This is a genomic window from Plantactinospora sp. KLBMP9567 (genome assembly GCF_033446045.1).
In the GTDB taxonomy this organism is placed as follows: Bacteria; Actinomycetota; Actinomycetes; order Mycobacteriales; family Micromonosporaceae; genus Plantactinospora.
This window is the reverse complement of sequence record NZ_JAWQRR010000018.1, coordinates 195220-212659: the sequence shown is the minus strand read 5'-3', so window position 1 is coordinate 212659 and position 17440 is coordinate 195220. Positions and strand designations below refer to the sequence as shown.

14 protein-coding genes are annotated in these 17440 nt (G+C 74.2%); 5 read left to right on the top strand and 9 right to left on the bottom strand.

What is annotated here, in order from left to right; translation table 11 throughout:
• Positions 1-7: 7 nt before the first annotated feature.
• The 4 genes from R6Y94_RS14115 to R6Y94_RS14100 all read right to left on the bottom strand — a co-directional run bounded on the left by R6Y94_RS14115 (position 8) and on the right by R6Y94_RS14100 (position 3079).
• Positions 8-808, bottom strand: a complete 801-nt coding sequence (locus R6Y94_RS14115) for a hypothetical protein (RefSeq protein WP_318396279.1) — start codon at positions 806-808, stop codon at positions 8-10.
• The gene (locus tag R6Y94_RS14110; protein WP_318396278.1) at positions 805-1530 is read right to left on the bottom strand and encodes a hypothetical protein; all 726 of its coding nucleotides are present in this window, start codon (positions 1528-1530) and stop codon (positions 805-807) included. Before R6Y94_RS14110 ends, R6Y94_RS14115 begins: the two co-directional genes overlap by 4 nt.
• A 74-nt stretch (positions 1531-1604) precedes the next feature.
• Entirely contained in the window at positions 1605-2510 is a 906-nt protein-coding gene (locus R6Y94_RS14105; protein WP_318396277.1) for a hypothetical protein, read from the bottom strand.
• Positions 2507-3079 carry an RNA polymerase sigma factor gene (locus R6Y94_RS14100; RefSeq protein ID WP_318396276.1) on the bottom strand — a complete coding sequence of 191 codons (573 nt, stop codon included), beginning with the start codon at positions 3077-3079 and terminating at the stop codon, positions 2507-2509. Before R6Y94_RS14100 ends, R6Y94_RS14105 begins: the two co-directional genes overlap by 4 nt.
• 255 nt (positions 3080-3334) lie before the next feature.
• Here R6Y94_RS14100 and R6Y94_RS14095 point away from each other — a divergent pair, with 255 nt between their 5' ends.
• From R6Y94_RS14095 to R6Y94_RS14080, 4 genes are all read left to right on the top strand, one after another.
• On the top strand, positions 3335-4636 hold the full coding sequence (locus R6Y94_RS14095; protein WP_318396275.1) for an asparaginase: 1302 nt from the start codon (positions 3335-3337) through the stop codon (positions 4634-4636).
• A 177-nt stretch (positions 4637-4813) separates the two neighbouring features.
• Positions 4814-5689 carry an AfsR/SARP family transcriptional regulator gene (locus tag R6Y94_RS14090; protein ID WP_318396274.1) on the top strand — a complete coding sequence of 292 codons (876 nt, stop codon included), beginning with the start codon at positions 4814-4816 and terminating at the stop codon, positions 5687-5689.
• 724 nt (positions 5690-6413) lie between these two features.
• A complete protein-coding gene (locus tag R6Y94_RS14085; RefSeq protein ID WP_318396273.1) occupies positions 6414-9287 on the top strand; it encodes an AfsR/SARP family transcriptional regulator in 2874 nt (957 codons plus the stop codon).
• 183 nt (positions 9288-9470) lie between these two features.
• Positions 9471-10844, top strand: a complete 1374-nt coding sequence (locus R6Y94_RS14080) for a TrpB-like pyridoxal phosphate-dependent enzyme (RefSeq protein ID WP_318396272.1) — start codon at positions 9471-9473, stop codon at positions 10842-10844.
• A 146-nt stretch (positions 10845-10990) separates the two neighbouring features.
• On the opposite strand, the gene R6Y94_RS14075 is transcribed toward R6Y94_RS14080, so the two are convergent.
• From R6Y94_RS14075 to R6Y94_RS14055, 5 genes are all read right to left on the bottom strand, one after another.
• Entirely contained in the window at positions 10991-13576 is a 2586-nt protein-coding gene (locus R6Y94_RS14075) for a hypothetical protein (RefSeq protein WP_318396271.1), read from the bottom strand.
• Positions 13573-14907, bottom strand: a complete 1335-nt coding sequence (locus R6Y94_RS14070; RefSeq protein ID WP_318396270.1) for an SWIM zinc finger family protein — start codon at positions 14905-14907, stop codon at positions 13573-13575. The genes R6Y94_RS14075 and R6Y94_RS14070 overlap by 4 nt, the downstream gene beginning before the upstream one ends.
• 46 nt (positions 14908-14953) lie before the next feature.
• Positions 14954-15361, bottom strand: coding sequence for a VOC family protein (locus tag R6Y94_RS14065; RefSeq protein WP_318396269.1), 408 nt, complete (start codon positions 15359-15361; stop codon positions 14954-14956).
• A 68-nt stretch (positions 15362-15429) separates the two neighbouring features.
• Positions 15430-15924 (bottom strand): SRPBCC family protein, encoded by a 495-nt coding sequence (locus R6Y94_RS14060; protein ID WP_318396268.1) that lies wholly within the window; start codon positions 15922-15924, stop codon positions 15430-15432.
• Positions 15921-16262 (bottom strand): metalloregulator ArsR/SmtB family transcription factor, encoded by a 342-nt coding sequence (locus R6Y94_RS14055; RefSeq protein ID WP_318396267.1) that lies wholly within the window; start codon positions 16260-16262, stop codon positions 15921-15923. Before R6Y94_RS14055 ends, R6Y94_RS14060 begins: the two co-directional genes overlap by 4 nt.
• A gap of 140 nt (positions 16263-16402) precedes the next feature.
• Here R6Y94_RS14055 and R6Y94_RS14050 point away from each other — a divergent pair, with 140 nt between their 5' ends.
• On the top strand, positions 16403-17425 hold the full coding sequence (locus R6Y94_RS14050) for an SMP-30/gluconolactonase/LRE family protein (protein ID WP_318396266.1): 1023 nt from the start codon (positions 16403-16405) through the stop codon (positions 17423-17425).
• Positions 17426-17440 lie beyond the last annotated feature (15 nt).

Here is a 17440-nt window from a genome sequence, read left to right as displayed (position 1 = left end):
AGACGCGTCAGGCGGCGTGCCGGCGGCGGGTCAGGACGGTGTGCGCGACCAGCAGGGGCGCCACGCCGAGCAGGACGAGCAGGGCGACGCTGAGCAGCGCGCTGCCGGCGCCGGGCTCGGGGCGCAGGAAGGAGAGCCAGCCGGGTACCCCGGCGAAGAGCGCCAGCTCGCCCGAGAGCCAGCTCGCCGGATAGTCGCCGATCGGCGTGACCAGCGTGCCGGTCAGCGACGGCAGGAAGTCCGGGGTGAGCATGTTGCCCCAGAACCAGTACCCGACGAAGAGCACCCGGAACAGCGGCGCGGAGATGGCCAGCGGGCAGGCCAGGGCGAACCCGGCGACGAAGACGAGCCCCGGGAGCATGACCACGGCGAACGCCAGTACCGCCCAGCCGAGCATCAGCGGCTCGCCCCGGTGCACGGTCTCGTAGCCACCGGCGAGCAGCATCACCAGCAGGACCGGCAGCGCGGTCGCGGTGAGCCCGCCGAGGTACTTCCCGGCCAGCAGCAGACCCGGCCGGACCGGCAGGCTCTCCAGCAGGGCGGCGGTGCCGAGCCGGCGGTCCCGGATCAGCCGGTCCGCCAGCACCATGCCGAAGCCGAGCGGCACCACGATGCCGAAGATCAGCGCCCAGCCGGCCATCACCTCCGGTGCCGTCGCGTCCGCCGGCAGGTAGCGGGGCCCGCGCGGGCCCTGGAGCAGCGCGATCACCGTCGCCAGGACCAACGTCGTCAGCCACAGCGACCGCTTGCGGGCCTGCATCCGGAACTCGTACCGGCCGACCGCGAGCAGTTCCGACATGCCGCTCACTCCTCCTCCTCGGACAACAGCAGATGGGGCCGGCGCAGCAGCAGCGCGACCGCGGCGACGAGCAGCAACCCGGTGAGGGTCAGCACCAGCCGGTTCGCCAGCCAGCCCTCCCCGGTCCCGAGCCGGCTGGTGGCGAACAGGTAGAGCGGGCGGGTCCAGTCGTGACCGGCCAGCACGGACGCGAAGACCTGCTCACCCAGCCACAGCCCGGCGACCGCGCTGGTGGCCACCACGACGCTGCGGCCGAGTACCGCCAGCAGCACCGCCAGGGCGGTGAGCCAGATTGTCGGTGGGGCCCAGACCAGCGGCGAGGCGAGCGGGTCCGGCCCGGTCCACCAGCCGGTGAGCCCGAGCCCGGCCGAGTAGACCAGCGCGGAGATCGCGGCGGCCAGCGCCAGCACCCCGAGCCGGCGGCCGAGCGTGCGGGCGTATCGGGTCGGGAGGGCGAGTTGCAGCTCGCGGCAGCCGTCCCGGGCCACCAGGGTCACCGCGGTCATCGCCACCGCCAGCGGCAGCAGGGCCTCCAGCCCGGTGAGCAGCAGGTCGCCGACCTGCCGCCGCCCGGCCCCGCCGTTGGCCGAGAGCAGGGCCATCGCCACCGCGACCAGCAGCGTCGCCGGTGGCGCGACGCCGGCCGCCCAGCCGGCGCGGCGCGCCTCGTACCGCCACAGTTGGCGGGACCCGGCTTGCAACAGTGGAAGGTGCCAGGAATATTGGGCCATCACGCAACTGGGTGCGCCGGCGAGCCGGCGGGGTTCACCGGCACGCGGGTGACCCGGGCCACATCCGGTGCCGGTCACCGACCGTAGGCGCGTCGTCCGACTCCGGCCGGCAGGTGCGGTAGGAGTACGACCGTGCCGGCCATCAGCAGCGCCGCCACCAGCAGCAGCGGTCCACTGGTCCGCCACAGCGGCTCGACCAGCCGGTCCACCGTGCCGTCCAGGGCGTTGGAGCCGGCGAGCAGCCGGAGCACCCAGAGGCCCATCGCGACCCCGATCCCGACCGCCGGCCGCCACAGCACCGACAGCGCGAAGCTGACCGCCGAGAGCAGCGCCATCGGCCCGAGCCAGGCGGCGAAGAGGCCCACCGGCGCACCGGCGTCGAACCAGACCAGCCCGAGGGAGGCGACCGAGGCGGCGCCGAAGATCGCGCCGAGTACCAGGGTGAGCCGGGCCAGCAGCACCGCGCGTACCCCGGTGAGGCTCGCCGCGACCAGCTCGCCGGCCTCGTCCGTGCCGCTGCCGCAGGCACCGGCCACGCCCAGCGCCGCGACCAGGGGTACCACAATGGCCAGGACCTGCTCGGAGAGTCCCGCCGGCGCCCAGCCGGCGAGAGCGGTGCCGGCCACCAGCACCACGGCGGCGACCAGCCAGACCCGCCGGTCGACCAGGCGCCGCTGGGCGGCCAGGATCCGCACCGCCCGGCGCGCGGCGGCGCCGCCGAGCGGAGCCGCATACCGGGGTACGACCGGCGTGCTGTCCCGGGACGGCGCCAGCCGGGACAGCACGGCGCCGAGCAGTCCGGGCGGCGGCGGGGCGACCGCCGCGACCCGGTCACCGACGGCGCCGGCCACCCGCCGCCAGGCGGTCAGTTCGGCGGCGCAGCCGGGGCAGTCGGCGACGTGCCGGGCCACCTGGCCGGCCCGGTCGTCCGGCAGGGTGCCGGCGGCGAACCCTGCCAGCAGGTGACTCGGGTGGGTCATCGTCCCGTCTCCCGTCCGGTAACCCCGACCGCCGCCGCCTCGGGCAGTGCCCGGGCCAGCCCGGCCCGGGCGGCGAACAGCCGGCTCTTCACGGTGCCGACCGGAATGCCGAGCACCTCGGCGATCTCGGCGTGCGCGAGCCCGACGCCGAACGCCAGGTCCAGCACCTCCCGGTGCGCCGGAGCCAGCTCGGCCAGGGCGGCGGCCACCGCCCGGGCGTCGGCCCGGGCCAGGGCTACCGCCTCCGGGCCGGGCTCACCGGCCGGCACCTCGGCGGCGGCCTCCATCGGCAGTGGCGCCGGCCGGCGTCCGGCCATCCGGCTCAGCGCCTGCCGCCGGCAGATGCCGAACAGCCAGGTACGCACCGTGGACCGCCCCTCGAACGAGCCGGCGCCCCGCCAGGTGGCCAGGAAGGTGTCCTGGAGCGCCTCCTCGGCCCGGCCACGGTCTCCGAGCAGCCCCTCGGCGTACGCCAGCAGCGGCTGGCCGTGCCGGGCGTACAGCTCCTCGAAGGCGCGCTGGTCCCCGGCGGCCACCCGGCGCAGCAGCCCGTGGTCGACGTCATCCATCCCGTCCTGGGTAGCCCGCCGGGCCGCCCGGGTTCACCTGCCGGCAGTGAATGTGCCGATCGTCACAGCCGAATGTGCCGTACCTCGGATCGAAGGCAGCCAAACCGGTAGCTTCCACCCCGGAAATAGATCGAATACTGGCTATGGATCGGACGCGTTCCGAACGGCGACGACGGGAAATGATCTTGTAACGCCGAGGAAAACCGGAGCTCGCACGATGCCCGTTACCCCCCAATCCCCCAACTGGAGGTCGCATTGTCCAGCCTTCCGGGTCGGCTCCGGCCGACACCTCGGCGCCTGGCCGTCGTACTGGTTCCGGTCCTCACCGCGGCGCTCACCGCCACGGTCGTCTCCATCGTCAACCGCTCCCCCGAGCCGGCGGCGGTGGCGCTGCCCCCGACCAGTGGCGCCGTCTCCGGAGTCACCGGACCGACCGAGATCCGCAGCGCCGCGTACGCCCAGGCGGTGGCCGGGGCCAAGGCGAAGAAGCCCAAGGTCACCGTGATCGGCACCGGCGGCACCATCTCCGGCGTCGCCACCTCCCGGAGCAGCTTCACCGACTACCAGTCCGGCCGGATCGCCATCGGCGACATGGTCGCCCGGCTCCAGCCGGAGATCGGGCAGGTCGCCGACGTCTCCACGGTGCAGTTCGGCAACAAGGGCTCCGGCGGCTACACCATCGCCGAGTTCCACGCCCTCACCCTGGCCGTCGAGGCGGCACTGAAGAAGTCCGACGGGGTGGTGGTGACCAGCGGCACCGACACCATGGAGGAGTTCGCGTACTGGCTGGACCTGACCGTGCAGAGCCGCAAGCCGGTGGTACTCACCGGCGCCATGCGGCCGTGGGCGGCGGTCACCCCGGACGGGCCGCAGGTGATCGGCGCCGACGGTCCCGCCAACCTGTACAACTCGATCGTGCTGGCGGCCAGCCAGTCCACCTACTGCTACGGCACTGTGCTGCTGCTCGGCGACGAGTTCCACGCCGCCCGGGACGTCACCAAAACCAGTTCCTACCGGATGGACACCTTCCAGTCCCGGGAACTGGGCGTACTGGGCTGGGTCGACGGGCCGAACATCAAGGTCGGCCGGGCACCGGCCCGGGTCGAGGACTGCGACGCGAAGAAGCACTGGCTGACCCCGTTCGACCTGTCGAAGGTCGCCCCCGCCGCGGTGCCCCGGGTCGAGGTGGTCTACGGCTACCAGCAGGCCGGCGGGGAGGCGATCACCGCCTTCGCGGACGCCGGGGTGAAGGGCATCGTCACCGCCGGCACCGGCGCCGGCGGCATCTCCTCGGCGCAGAGCAGCGCCCGGAGCGCCGCCGCCGCGAAGGGGGTCGTCTTCGTCAGCACCACCCGGACCGGCTCCGGCTCCGTCTACGGCGGCAGCACCAGCTCGCCGATCATCGCCGGGGACGACCTGCTGCCACAGAAGGCACGACTGTTGCTGATGCTCAGCCTCGCCTTCGCCCCAGCCGACGTGGCCAAGGTACGGACCTGGGTCACCACGCTGGGCAACCCGGAGTGGAACACCGCCCCCAAGGGCAGCCCGAAGAACTGACCAGCGTACCGGCGGCGCCGGGACGGACGACCGGATGCCCGGAGTTCGCCCGGCCCGCCGTCGCCCGGGCTCGGCCCCGCCCGGCCCGCCGTCGCCGGGGCTCGGCAGTACGGCCGGAAGGTGGGCGGAAGGTGGGCGGAAAGTGGGCGGAAAGTCCAGTGGCTCAGGCTGGTCCGCATGTCACCGCCACCCAGGGGCCGCCTTCGGCTGCGCTTCGCCCTACTCGGTCCCGTCCGCGTGTGGCGGGACGGCCGGCCGGTACGGGTGAACGGCGTCCGGCCGCGAACACTGCTCACCGCCCTGCTACTGGAGCCGAACCGACCGGTCTCCCTCGACCACCTCATCGAACTGATCTGGGAGGGTCCGCCTCCGGTGTCGGCCATCGCCAACCTGCGCACCTACGCGACCCGACTCCGTACCTCGCTGGGCGGCTCGCCGGAGGCCGGACGGAGCCGGCTGGCCACCACCAGCGGCGGTTACCTGCTCCGGGTCGGCCCGGAGGAGCTGGATCTGCAGGTGTTCGCCGACCGGCTACGGCTGGGTCGTACGGCGCTCGCCGCTGGTGACCCGGCCCGGGCCGCGACGCAGTTGGCGGCGGCGCTGGCGCTGTGGCGTGGTGACGCCGCCAGCGACGTACCCCGCAGCCCGGCCCTGGCCGCCCGGCTCAGCGCCCTCGACGAATCGCGGCAGCTCGCGATCGAATGCCACCTGCGGGCACGTCTCGGCCTCGACGGCAGCGAGGATCTCGTCGGCGACCTGCGCCGGCTGACCCTGGCCTATCCCACCCGGGAGACCCTGTGGGCGCAGCTCATGGTGGCGCTGTACCGGCGCGGTGACGTGGCACCGGCGCTGGCCGCGTACGGCCGGGCTCGCGAGGCCCTGCGCGAGCAGCTGGGCGTGGAGCCCGGACCGGAGCTGATCGCCCTGCACCGGGCCATCCTCAACCGCGATCCCCGGCTCGGCTCGGCACCGCAGTGGCTGCCGTCGGTGATGGCGGACGGCCGGCACTGCGCACACTGCCACCGGCCCGAACAGCCCGTCCGACCCGGCTGACCGCCGCGACCGGAGCACGGACGCCGGGCGCCGAACCGGACCCGGAACGCCGGGCCCGAACCCCGAACCCCGAAGCCGGGCCCGGAACGCCGGACGCCGAACCCGACCCGAGCACGGACACCGGACCGGAGCATGTTCGGCCACCTTGCCGACCGCGATCAGGTTCGCCGGTCCTGCCCCGGCCGTCGCAGCGCGGGCACCTGCCGCCGGTGCGGGGGTAGCTCCGCCAACGGTCGGCGGCTGATCGACCCGGCCCGGCCGCGCCGCTGATCTGCCGGCCCCGCCGGGACGGACCGGCGGGACCCGGAGTTGCCGTCGCCCGGGGCGGGCGCGAACCCCGCCGACCGGGCCCGAACCGATTCCCACGGCGTGGCCCGACCTCCGACCGGCCTGGCGCACCTCTGCCGGACGCGCCGCGCGGCCGCCCCGGTGGCCGCCAGCTCGCCTCCGGAGAATGCGCGTCAACCCGTCGGCCCGTTCCCGCTGCCACCCGGCACCGCGCCGGACCCCCGGACCCGGCGAAGACCCGGACTCCACCACCGAACGGGCGGCGTTGCCCCGCAGCCGCTCCACGCCTACGGTGCGCCCGGTGACGCCGTCCGTCCGGAAAGTAGTCGGGACGTGCACGCAACCAACGGATCCGACCAGTTGTCAACCCTGTAGACCCTAGGGGGACGACCTACACCGGACCCTTCTGTCTGGTACACAGGGATCGTTGATCACAATGATGAATTTTCGAATCCTCGGTCCGGTGCGGGCCGAACATCGCGGGACGCCGGTGGCCGTGGGTCGGCGCCGGGAACGCTGCCTGCTCGGGCTGCTGCTCCTGGAGGCGGGCCGCCCGGTGCCGATCCACCGCCTGGTCGACCTGCTGTGGGACGGTGACCCGCCCGACACCGCTCCGGCCGTGCTGAGCACCTACGTCTCTCGGCTGCGCACCGCGCTCAACGCACCCGGAGACGGCAGCGGCGAGGCACTGGTCCGGCGCGGCGACGGGTACGCGATCGAGGTCGACGCCGAAGCGGTGGACGCGCACCGGTTCACCCGGCTGGTCGAGCGGGCGCGTTCGTTGACCGGGGTCGGCCGGGCCGACCTGCTCCGCGAGGCGCTCGACCTCTGGCGCGGTACACCGCTGGCCGACGCCCCGGAACCGCTGCGGGAGCGGGTCTGCGCCGGACTGGAGCGGCTGCGCGGCTCGGCGATGCTGCTGCGGATCGAGACGGACCTGGCGCTCGGCGCTCACGAGGAACTGCTCGGCGAGCTGACCGAGTTGGTGGAACGCGACCCGTCGGACGAGACCCTCGCCGGTCACCTGATGGTCGCGCTCTACCGCACCGGGCGGCGCCAGGACGCGCTCCAGACGTACCACCGGATCCGGCAGCGGCTCGCGGACGAGCTGGGCCTGGACCCGGGGGCCCAGCTCAGCGAACTGGCCCGGGCCGTCCTGCGGGGTGATCCGGTGCTGGACCTTGAGCACGGCGGCGACGACCAGGCGGAGCCGCCGGCCGACGACCAGCTCGGGACGAATGCCGACATCCCGCCGGCCCAGCCGGTGGTGCCGGCGCAACTGCCGCTCAACCTGCCGGTCTTCGTCGGCCGGACCGCCGAACTCGACCGGCTGGACGCCATCCTGTTGCCGGCCGGCGACTCGCCGCCGGGGTCTCCGGTCGCGGTGATCTCCGGAACCGCAGGGGTCGGCAAGACCGCCCTGGCGGTGCGGTGGGCACACCTCCGGGCCGCACGCTTCCCCGACGGCCAGTTGTACGTCGACCTGCGCGGCTACGATCCGGCCGGATCGGCCCCACCACGGCCGGACCAGGCGATCCGCGGCTTCCTGGGCGCGCTCGGGGTTCCACCGCAGCACGTACCGGCGGATCTGGCCGAGCAGGCGGCGCTGTACCGCAGCCTGCTCGCCGGCCGGCGGATGCTGGTACTGCTGGACAACGCCGCCGACACCGCTCAGGTCCAGCCGCTGCTGCCCGGCTCCCCCGGCTGCGGCGTCATAGTGACCAGCCGGAACTGGTTGTCCGGTCTGGTGGCCGTGGTGGGCGCCGAGCCGCTCGCCCTCGACCTGCCGCCGGTGGTCGACGCCCGGCACCTGCTGGCCCGGCGGATCGGCGCGGACCGGGTGGCCGCCGAGTCGGACTCGGTCGACGAGATCATCTCCCGGTGCTCCCGGCTGCCGCTGGCGCTCGCCCTGGTGGCCGCCCGGAGCGCCGCCCGGCCCGGGTTTCCACTTCGGGCCCTGGCCCAGGAACTGCGCCGGCCCGACGGCCGGCTCGACGGGTTCGGCGACGGTGATCCGGGTACGGACGTGCGGTCTGTCTTCGCCGGCTCCTACCACACCCTGTCGACGGGAGCGGCGCGCCTGTTCCAGCTATTCGGACTGCACCCGGGGCCGGAGATCGGTGTCGCCGCCGCGGCCAGCCTGCTCGGGGTGCCACTCGGGCAGGCACGCCCGGCCCTGGCCGAGCTGGCCCGGGCGAGTCTGCTGGTCGAACGCTCCCCCGGCCGGTACGGCTGCCACGACCTGCTCCGTGCCTACGCCGGCGAACTGGCGCGCGATCGGGAGCCCCAGCCGGGGCGGCAGCAGGCCGTACGCCGGCTGCTCGACCACTACCTGCACACCGCGTACGCCGCCGCCCGACTGACCCACCCGCACCGGGACGAGATCAGCACCGCTCCGGCCGAGCCGGGGGTGACCGTCGAGACGTTCCACGATCCCGAACAGGCGCGCGCTTGGTTCGGCACCGAGCAACCGGTACTGCTCGCCCTGCTCGGCGAGAACTCCCCGGTGGACTTCCCGCACGCCTGGACCCTCGCCTGGACGTTCGCGCCCTTCCTCGACGAGCACGGCCACTGGCCCGACCTGGTGACCGTGCTGGAGGGCGCACTGGCCGCGGTGCGTCGACTCGGCAACCGGCCCGACCAGGCGTACGCACTGCGCTACCTCGGGATCGCCTACCTGCGGCTCGGCCGGCACGACGACAGTCACTCGCACCTGCGGCAGGCTCTCGCGCTCTTCGCGGAGCTGGACGACCCCGTCGGCCAGGCACAGGTGCAGCACAACCTGGCCCTGGTCGCCGAGCAGCAGTCCCGGTACCGCGACTCGCTGCGGCACGCCGAGCAGGCGCTGGAGCTGTTCCGGGCGGCGGGACACCGGATCGGCCAGGCCCGGGCGCTCAGCTCGGTGGGGTGGTGCCGGGCCCAGCTCGGCGAGTACGAGTCCGCCCTCACCTCCTGCTATCTGGCCCTGGCGGAGCAGCAGGAGCAGGGCGACCGGCCCGCCGAGGCGCACACCTGGAACAGCCTCGGGTACGCCCACCGGCACCTCGGCCAGCTCACCGAGGCGATCGCCTGCTACCGCCGGGCCCTGGAGCTGTTCCGCCGCCTCGGCAACCGCCCCGCCACCGCCGACACGCTCGTCCGGCTCGGCGACGCGCGGTATTCCGACGGTGGGATGGAGACCGCCCGCCGCACCTGGCGGGAGGCCGTGGAGATCTTCGACGACCTCCACCACCCGGACGCCGACCGGGTGCGCACCCGGCTGCGACGGCTCGGTACCGGCCAGGTCCCGTACGGCCCGGCCCGGCTCTGACACCCGGGCGCGGTCGGCCAGCGGGATCGGCCGCGGTTTCGGCGACGCTCCGTCGGGCCGGCCGTCGTCGCCGGGCCGCCGGCGCGGACGTCGAGCCGCGCAGGTACGCCAACCCGCCCACCCCTGCCGGGACGGCACGGCGATCGTGGACATCACCGCCTCGGGGCGGTTCAATTCGTGCCCATGGGTGAGCCGAGCAGGATTCTGCTGGACGAGGCGGAGATGCCGCGTCGCTGGTACAACGTCGTGGCCGACCTGCCCGCCGCACCGCCGCCGGTGCTGCACCCGGGCACGCTGGCGCCGGTCGGTCCGGACGACCTGGCGCCGCTGTTCCCGACGGCACTGATCGAGCAGGAGGTCACCGCCGAGCGCTACGTGGACATACCCGAAGACGTACTGGACGTCTACCGACTCTGGCGGCCGTCCCCGTTGTACCGGGCGCACCGGCTGGAGCGGGCGCTCGGCACCCCAGCCAAGATCTTCTACAAGTACGAGGGCGTGTCGCCGGCCGGATCACACAAGCCGAACACGGCGGTGCCGCAGGCGTACTACAACGCGGCGGCGGGAATCCGCCGGCTGAGTACCGAGACCGGTGCCGGCCAGTGGGGAACCGCGCTCGCCTTCGCCTGCTCCCAGTACGGCCTGGACTGCGAGGTGTGGCAGGTGCGGGCCTCGTACGACCAGAAGCCGTACCGGAAGATCATGATCGAGACGTTCGGCGGGGTCATCCACCCGTCGCCGTCCGAGCTGACCGCGGCCGGCCGGGCCGTGCTGGCCAAGCAGCCCGACTCACCCGGCTCGCTGGGCATCGCGATCTCCGAGGCGGTCGAGGTGGCCGCCGGCAGCTCGGACACCAACTACGCGGTGGGCAGCGTGCTCAACCACGTACTGCTGCACCAGACGGTGATCGGTGAGGAGGCGATCGCCCAGTTCGGCAAGGTCGGGTTGATGCCGGACCTGATCGTCGGCTGCACCGGCGGCGGCTCCAACTTCGGCGGACTCGCGTTCCCGTTCCTCCGGGAGAAGCTGGCCGGCCGGATGGAGGTGACCATCCGGGCCGTCGAGCCGGCAAGCTGTCCGTCGTTGACCCGGGGCGTCTACGCGTACGACTTCGGCGACACCGCCGGGATGACCCCGCTGATGAAGATGCACACGCTCGGACACGACTTCATCCCCGACCCGATCCACGCCGGTGGGCTGCGCTACCACGGGATGTCACCGCTGATCTCGCACGTCTACGAGCTGGGGCTGATCGAGGCGGTGGCGAAGGGCCAGCGGGAGTGTTTCGAGGCGGGCGTGCGGTTCGCGCGTACCGAAGGCATCGTGCCGGCCCCCGAACCCACCCACGCGCTGGCCGCCTGCATCGAGGAGGCGTTGCGGTGCAAGGAGACCGGCGAGGAGAAGGTGATCCTGACCGCGCTGTGCGGGCACGGGCACCTGGACCTCGCCGCCTACGGCGCCTACCTCGCGGGCGACCTCGCCGACCACGAACTCTCCGAGTCGCAGCTACGCACCGCGACCGCCGGGCTGCCGTCGGTACCCGCCGGTCCGGCGTAGCCCACGCCCGGTGCACCTTTTCCACCGGCACCGCGCGACGCACGCGCCGGGACTACCACCTGCACCGCGCGACGCACGCGCCGGGACTACCACCTGCGGCCACGACGGACCACATGGGGTTGGGAAAGGTTCAGCGGTGGCCGGCGCTATCCGGTCACCGCGGCGGCCGGGTGGCCGAGCGCGGCGACGAGGCGGCGGGCCTCGGTCGAGAGCCGGCTCGTCCCCCGGCGGGCGGCCACCTCGGCCAGCCCGGGGACGGCGATCGGGACACCGGTGGCGGTCGCCGTCTCCGCCGCGAGGGTCAGTAGGTCGGATACGCCGGGGCGTGGCTTCGGCGCGGCCAGCAGGGCCGGCAGGGCGGCGGCGAGCAGCCGCCAGGTGCTGAGTCGGGCACCGGCCAGCGCCAGGTCCCGGAGCGGCTCGACCGTCCGGGTCAGGGTGACCAGCCCGCCCGACGCCAGCTCCCCGAGTTGCCGACCCACGGAGGCGGCATCCAACTCACCTGCGGCGGCGAGCGCCAGCAGGGCGTCGATGGTGGCAACCCGGTCGGCCCGGTGCCGGGCGGCGAGCCCGTACGCCAGGGCCAGGTCGAGCGCCATCCCACCGTCCCCGGTGCTCTCGGCGAGCAGCGGCAGTATCTCGGCACCGCCCCGGAGGTCCTGGTCGGCGGCGCCGGCGATGTCGTTCAGCGCGTACGCGGCGACCAGTCCCCGATAGCCGGGCAGTATGGAAGGCCAGAGCCGGGACCATCGCGCGCAGTGGTTGCCGAACCGGGCCACCCGACCGGTGAGCAGCCCCAACGGGTCGTCGAAGCGCTCCACGCCGGCCTCCTGCGCCGTGCCGACCTCGACCTGCACCCGCTCGACCGGGGTGGCGTGTTTACCCGAGTAGTAGTAGGTGACCTGCTTGAACGTCACCCTGGCGGGCCGGAATGTCGGCGGTGGCAGCCCGCCGGAACGCAGCCAGGCGGCGAGCCGGTCCCCACCCGGGGTGCGCAGTGCCTCGGCGCGTCCCGCCAACGCGTCGTCACCGCCGGGCGGCAGCCGGAGTAGCGCCTGGGTCAGGTCCCAGCGCCACGGCTGTGCCTCGCCGAGCGCGGCCAGCCGGTCGTACAGCGCGGACGGGTCGAGCGCGCCGTTCGTCGAGGTGGGCGTGGCGAGCAGGACCACACCCGGGGACCGGCCGAGGTAGGTGCCGATCTCGGCGAGCCGGACCCGGAGCAGCCGGTGCGGCGGGGCGATCCGTGGGTCACTGGCCAGCTGGGACCTGTGCGCGGCCGAGAGCAGCCCCACCCACCACCTGCGCAGCGTACTGATCTGGGCCGGGCCGGCCGCCGCGCGCAGCAGATCCTCGACCGGGCCGTGCAGGCAGGACGGCGACCAGCGGTGCTCGCCGGAGCCGTGCCGGTCCAGCACCGGCGCCAGCGCCCGGGTCAGGCCCGGCTGGTCGGTCGTGGTCAACCGGACCGCCGCGTCCAGCACCCGCTCCAGCGGCAGCGTGGTGAGCCCGGTGCTGAGCAGCGTCGCGACCTCCTCCGCCAGCTCGTCCGGGTCGGTGATCGGGGGTGGGACGGCCGTCGACGCCGGCGCGGGGGGCAGGTCGTCGCCGGAGCGCACGACCGCGCTGGCCGGTCCCGAAGCCGGAGCCGGAGCCGGAGCCGGTTCCGGTGCCGCGCGGTGCCTGGCGACCAGTGCCACGGCTCGGTCCCGCAGCTCCACCGCTGGGTGCTCGGCCGCCGCGCCGAGCACGTCGGCGATCTCCGCCGCCCGCTCGGGCCGCTGCCGGGCAAGCTGGTCCAGCCAGCGAAGCTGGGCGCGTACCAGGCCCTTCTCGGGGCGGATCAACACCGCCCGGGACGCGTCGAGCAGCTCCTCCAGCTCGACGTCGGCGGCTCCGCGCAGCGCCTTCTGCGCCATCGACGCCACCGGCCCCGGGCCGTCGGCGAGCAGCCTGAGGTAGTCGCCGGCCCGGTCGGCGCGTTCGGTCGGCGTCGGGGCGAGCAGGTCGTGCAGGACGAGGAAGGGACGCAGCGCGGCTGCCCGGTCGCCCCGGACCAGCCGGTCGACGCAGCCGCCGAGCAACACCGCCCGGTCCACCCGGCCCTCGGCGGTGAGCTGGACGAGGGCGTGCGGCAGGGCCATCGCCGCCCCGGTGTGGTAGTCCTCGAAGCCGAGCCGGCCGCCCAGCCCGTCCACTTCGAAGAGCCGGGGCAGCAGCGGGTCGAGGAAGGGGTCGGCGCGCAACCGGTCGGGCAACGGGGGCGCCTCTCGCCCGCCGCTTGGCCAGGACATCTCGTCGAGCCAGCCCTCGACGAACCGGTCCCCGGTCGGCGGGGTCAGCCTCTCCTCGGCGAAGAGGTAGGCGACCAGACCCCAGCTACGCGGCGGGGTCCCGGTGAGCCGGCCCGCGAGCCGCCGGGCGAGGTCGGGCAGCCAGTCGATGCCCCGGTCCCGGGCCGCCGCCACCACCGGCGGACCGGCCGCCATGTCCAGCTCGACCGCGCGTCGCCCGATGATCTCGGCCGCCTTCGCCGCGCTGGGCAGGCAGCCGACGGCCACCACGGCGAGCGCCGCCGCCTCCCGGCCGACCCACCAGTTGTCTTTGAGCCGGCGGACGAAGGCGACCAGTTCGACACCGAGCTGCCGGCGGTCCGGCTCGGACAGCCCGGCGAGCGCGTCGGCGACCGCCTCGACCGCGCGCTGGTGGATGAGGTCGAAGATGCTCTCGGTCACGCCGGGATCTCCGCCGGTGCGCCGACCATCGACACGGCGAGGGCGTGCTTGCACGGACCGCGCTGCCCCCGGTGCCGCGCCCACCAGGGACAGGAGCAGGTGTACCGGCCGTCCGGGTGGCTGCGCACCCGGTAGACGTCGGCACCGTTGCGTACCGTCGCGGTGGCGCCGTCGGCCTGCACCGCGCCCGCCTCGACCAGGGCCCGGGCGCCGAGCAGCCGGGGGTTGTCCCGCTCGGCCCGGCCGGCGTCGTACGGCAGCACCCGGTGGAAGTACGCCGCCTGCGACACGTCGAAACCGACCCGGCCGGCGGTGCCGAGCTGCGCCAGTGCGGCGCGGACCCGGTCGGTGCCGATCCCGGCCCCCTCGGCGAGCGTGTCGACGTCGATCGTCGGATCCCAGGAGAGCAGCGCATCGACCAGCTCGGCGTCGTCGACGACGTCGTCTCCGGCCAGCGCGGCGAGGCTCGCTCCCTCCCCGGAGAAGCCCCGGTACGGCTCGGGCGAGAGGGTGAGCGACAGCCGCAGTTCACCGGTGTCCAGTTCCCAGCCGTTCGGCAACGGCGGGGAGCCGGCCGCGACGGTCGGGCCGTACACCCGGAGGGTTTTCGCGTGGCGCAGCAGTCCGCGCAGCGTGGCCAGCCGGTCGGCCCCGGCCAGGCAGACCGCGCCCGGCACCGGTCGCCCGGTCAGCCGCAACGACCGCCCGGCCGGCACCGCCCAGAGCACCGACCGGTCTCCGGCGCCGGGCAGCCGGCGCAGGAAGGCGGCCGCCTCGGTGGCCGGTATCTCGGCCCGTGGCTCGAAGGCCGCCGCCAGCACGTGCACCTCGGCGAAGCCGCGCAGCCAGCGCCCCGGCAGCGGAACCTTCTTCTCCACCACCGATCCGTCCGGGGTGGAGACGGTGAGGTCGTCCGGCCCGACCGAGAGGTGCAGCGGGTCGAGCCCGCCGACCCGGGCCAGCGCCGCCCGCAGCGGCGGGTTGACGTCGACGTTGGTGGCGCCGTGCGCGACGATCTCGCCGTCGATCCCGGCCGGCAGCGCGTCGAGCCGGGCGTAGACCCCGCAGCAGCCGGAGAAGGACTCGAAGCGCAGCCGGTCGCGACTGCCGGTCACCACCGGGTCGAGGCTGGCCGGGTCGGCCGGCCGGTAGTAGCGGCTGCGGGCGACCTCGGCCACCGCGAGCAGGCCGGCAGCGGCCGCCCGTGGCGTGGTCAGGAACCCGGAGAAGAACCGGGGGTTGGCCACCGGTCCGCCACTGGTCTGTAGGGCCAGACCGTCGGGTCGGAGCGCGGAGGGGCCGAGATACCGGTACGTCTGGACGGCGGTCACGGCAGCGGATGCTACGCGGCGGTGCCGACATCCGAGGACCGGCCGACTATCCCCGGGAGGAGATCTGCTGCACGGCCCAGCCGTTGCCGTCCGGGTCGCTGAAGAAGACGAATCCGACGTTGTCCAGCGGTTCCGCGACGGGTCCCGGGTTCTCGCCGAGTACCTGGATCTCGCTGACCTCGACACCCCGCTCGACGAGTTGGGCGCGCGCCTTGGCCAGGTCGTTGACGACGAGTTGCAGCCCGCGCAGCGAGCCGGGCGGCATGTCCGGCACGGCACCGGTGCCGATCACGATCGAGCAGCCCGAGCCCGGCGGGGTGAGCTGGACGAGGCGTATCTTGTCGCTGATCCGGGTGTCGTGGTCGACGTGGAAGCCGAGCTGGTCGGCGTAGAAGGTCTTGGCCCGGTCCACGTCGGAGACGGGGACGATCACCACTTCCAGGGTCCAGTTCACGGTGAGTGCCTCTCTGCGTGTGTCGACATCGGTGCCCGGCCGGTGCCGGGGACCGGCGGTCCTCGGGGTCAGCGGGCCTCGATCCGCTCCGCGAGCAGGTCGTCGAGCCGGCGGTAGCCCTCGGTCACGCCGCGCCGCATCGGATAGCGGAGCACCCGGTTCCGGCCTTCGGGCGTGGCGTAGCGGATCGTGCTGGTCAGGGTGGTCACTCCGGCCCGTTCGGCGAGCCGGTGGCTGATCAGGGTGTCGCCCGGGTACGACTGGTCGTCGTACCGTTCGGTGTAGACCAGCCGTCGGGCCGGCTCGATCACCTGGTAGATCCCGCCGTGCGCCATCTCCGCGCCGTCCGGGCCCCGGGAGACGAACCGCCACGCGCCGCCGACCCGCAGGTCCACCCGGCAGTCGACGAGCTGCCAGCCGCGCGCGCCGAACCAGCGGCGGAGCAGGTCGGGGCGGGTCAGCGCGTCGAAGACCAGCCCGGCCGGGGCGTCGAAGGCGCGGCTGAGCACGATCTCCCGGTCGGTCGGGGTGGTCACGGTCAGCTCCCGGTCGCCGCTGGTCACCGCCCCTCGCCGCCCTCGGCCTGGAGTTCGGCGAGCAGGCCGTCGAGCCGCTGGTAGCTCTCGGCCCAGTAGTCGCGGTAGTTCTCCAGCCAGTCCAGGGCGGCCTTGAGCGGCCGGGCCTCCAACCGGCACGGCCGGCGTTGCGCGTCCCGGCCCCGGGAGACGAGCCCGGCCCGTTCCAGCACCTTGAGGTGTTTGGAGACGGCGGGTTGGCTCATCGCGAACGGCGCGGCCAGCTCGGTGACGCTGGCCTCGCCGGTGGCCAGCCGGGCGAGGATCGCCCGGCGGGTCGGGTCGGCCAGGGCAGCGAAGGTCGCGTCGAGCAATTCCGCACTCATCTTTTGTAACCTCTCAGTTCTATAACCAGGTGGTTTATATCGCTACCCGGCCGGAGCCGTCAAGCCGACCCACCCGGACCTGTCCACGGTGGACGGAGCCGGACCGGCGACGGCAACGATCCGGATGGATACCATGAGCCATGGCCAGACCCCGGATCGATCCCGTCGTGTGGCGACCGGAGCGGGCACCGGCCCGGGCCCGCCAGGACAGCGGCGCCGACCCGATGCCACCGGTACGCCTGCACGCCGTGCCCGGCCAGGGGCCCGAGGACGTCGCGGTCGACTCCGCCGGCCGGGTCTACACCGGGCTCGCCGACGGCCGGCTGGTGCGGCTGTCGGCGGACGGCACCGGGCCGCAGGTGGTCGCCGAGACCGGCGGCCGGCCGCTCGGCGTCGAACTGGACCGCGACGACCGGCTGGTGGTCTGCGACGCGGCACGCGGGCTGCTCCGGGTCGACCCCGACACCGCCCGGGTCAGCACCCTGGTGGCCGCCGGGACCGTGGTCGGGTCGGCGCCGCTGCGGCTCTGCAACAACGCGGCGGTGGCCGGCGACGGGTCGATCTGGTTCAGCGACTCGTCGCAGCGCTTCGGGCTGCCGCACTGGAAGGCCGACCTGCTCGAACACTCCGGCACCGGACGCCTGCTCCGGTGGCGTCCGGACGGGCGTACCGGGGAGGTGCTGACCGGGCTCCAGTTCGCCAACGGGGTGGCGCTGGCGGCCGACGAGTCGTACGTGGTGGTGGCCGAGACCGGGGCATACCGGCTGACCCGGGTATGGCTGGCCGGGCCGCGTACCGGCGAGGTGGACCGGCTGGCCGGCAACCTGCCGGGCTTCCCCGACAACCTCGCCCCCGACGACGACGGGCTGCTCTGGATCGCGATGGGCTCGCCCCGGAACGCACTGCTGGACCGGGTCTCGCCGTGGCACCCCGCCGTGCGTCGGGCGGTCTGGGCGCTGCCGGACTTCCTGCAACCGAAGCCGGCGGACACCGCCTGGGTGCAGGCGGTGGACGCCGAGGGCCGGGTCCGGTACGACCTCCAGGCATGCGTTCCGGGCTTCTCGATGGTCACCGGGGTACGCCGGCACGGCGACACCGTCTGGCTGGGCAGCCTGCACGGCAGTGCCGTCGCGGCGTTCGACCTGATGACCGCAACGTCTTGATCGTGGGAGTCCGCC

What these genes read in the sequence shown, in the direction of transcription:
- R6Y94_RS14105 (WP_318396277.1), bottom strand. Translation starts at nt 2,510, where the DNA reads ATGACCCACCCGAGTCACCTGCTGGCAGGGTTCGCCGCCGGCACCCTG.
- R6Y94_RS14100 (WP_318396276.1), bottom strand. Translation starts at nt 3,079, where the DNA reads ATGGATGACGTCGACCACGGGCTGCTGCGCCGGGTGGCCGCCGGGGAC.
- R6Y94_RS14085 (WP_318396273.1), top strand. Translation starts at nt 6,414, where the DNA reads ATGATGAATTTTCGAATCCTCGGTCCGGTGCGGGCCGAACATCGCGGG.
- R6Y94_RS14090 (WP_318396274.1), top strand. Translation starts at nt 4,814, where the DNA reads ATGTCACCGCCACCCAGGGGCCGCCTTCGGCTGCGCTTCGCCCTACTC.
- R6Y94_RS14050 (WP_318396266.1), top strand. Translation starts at nt 16,403, where the DNA reads ATGGCCAGACCCCGGATCGATCCCGTCGTGTGGCGACCGGAGCGGGCA.
- R6Y94_RS14055 (WP_318396267.1), bottom strand. Translation starts at nt 16,262, where the DNA reads ATGAGTGCGGAATTGCTCGACGCGACCTTCGCTGCCCTGGCCGACCCG.
- R6Y94_RS14110 (WP_318396278.1), bottom strand. Translation starts at nt 1,530, where the DNA reads ATGGCCCAATATTCCTGGCACCTTCCACTGTTGCAAGCCGGGTCCCGC.
- R6Y94_RS14080 (WP_318396272.1), top strand. Translation starts at nt 9,471, where the DNA reads ATGGGTGAGCCGAGCAGGATTCTGCTGGACGAGGCGGAGATGCCGCGT.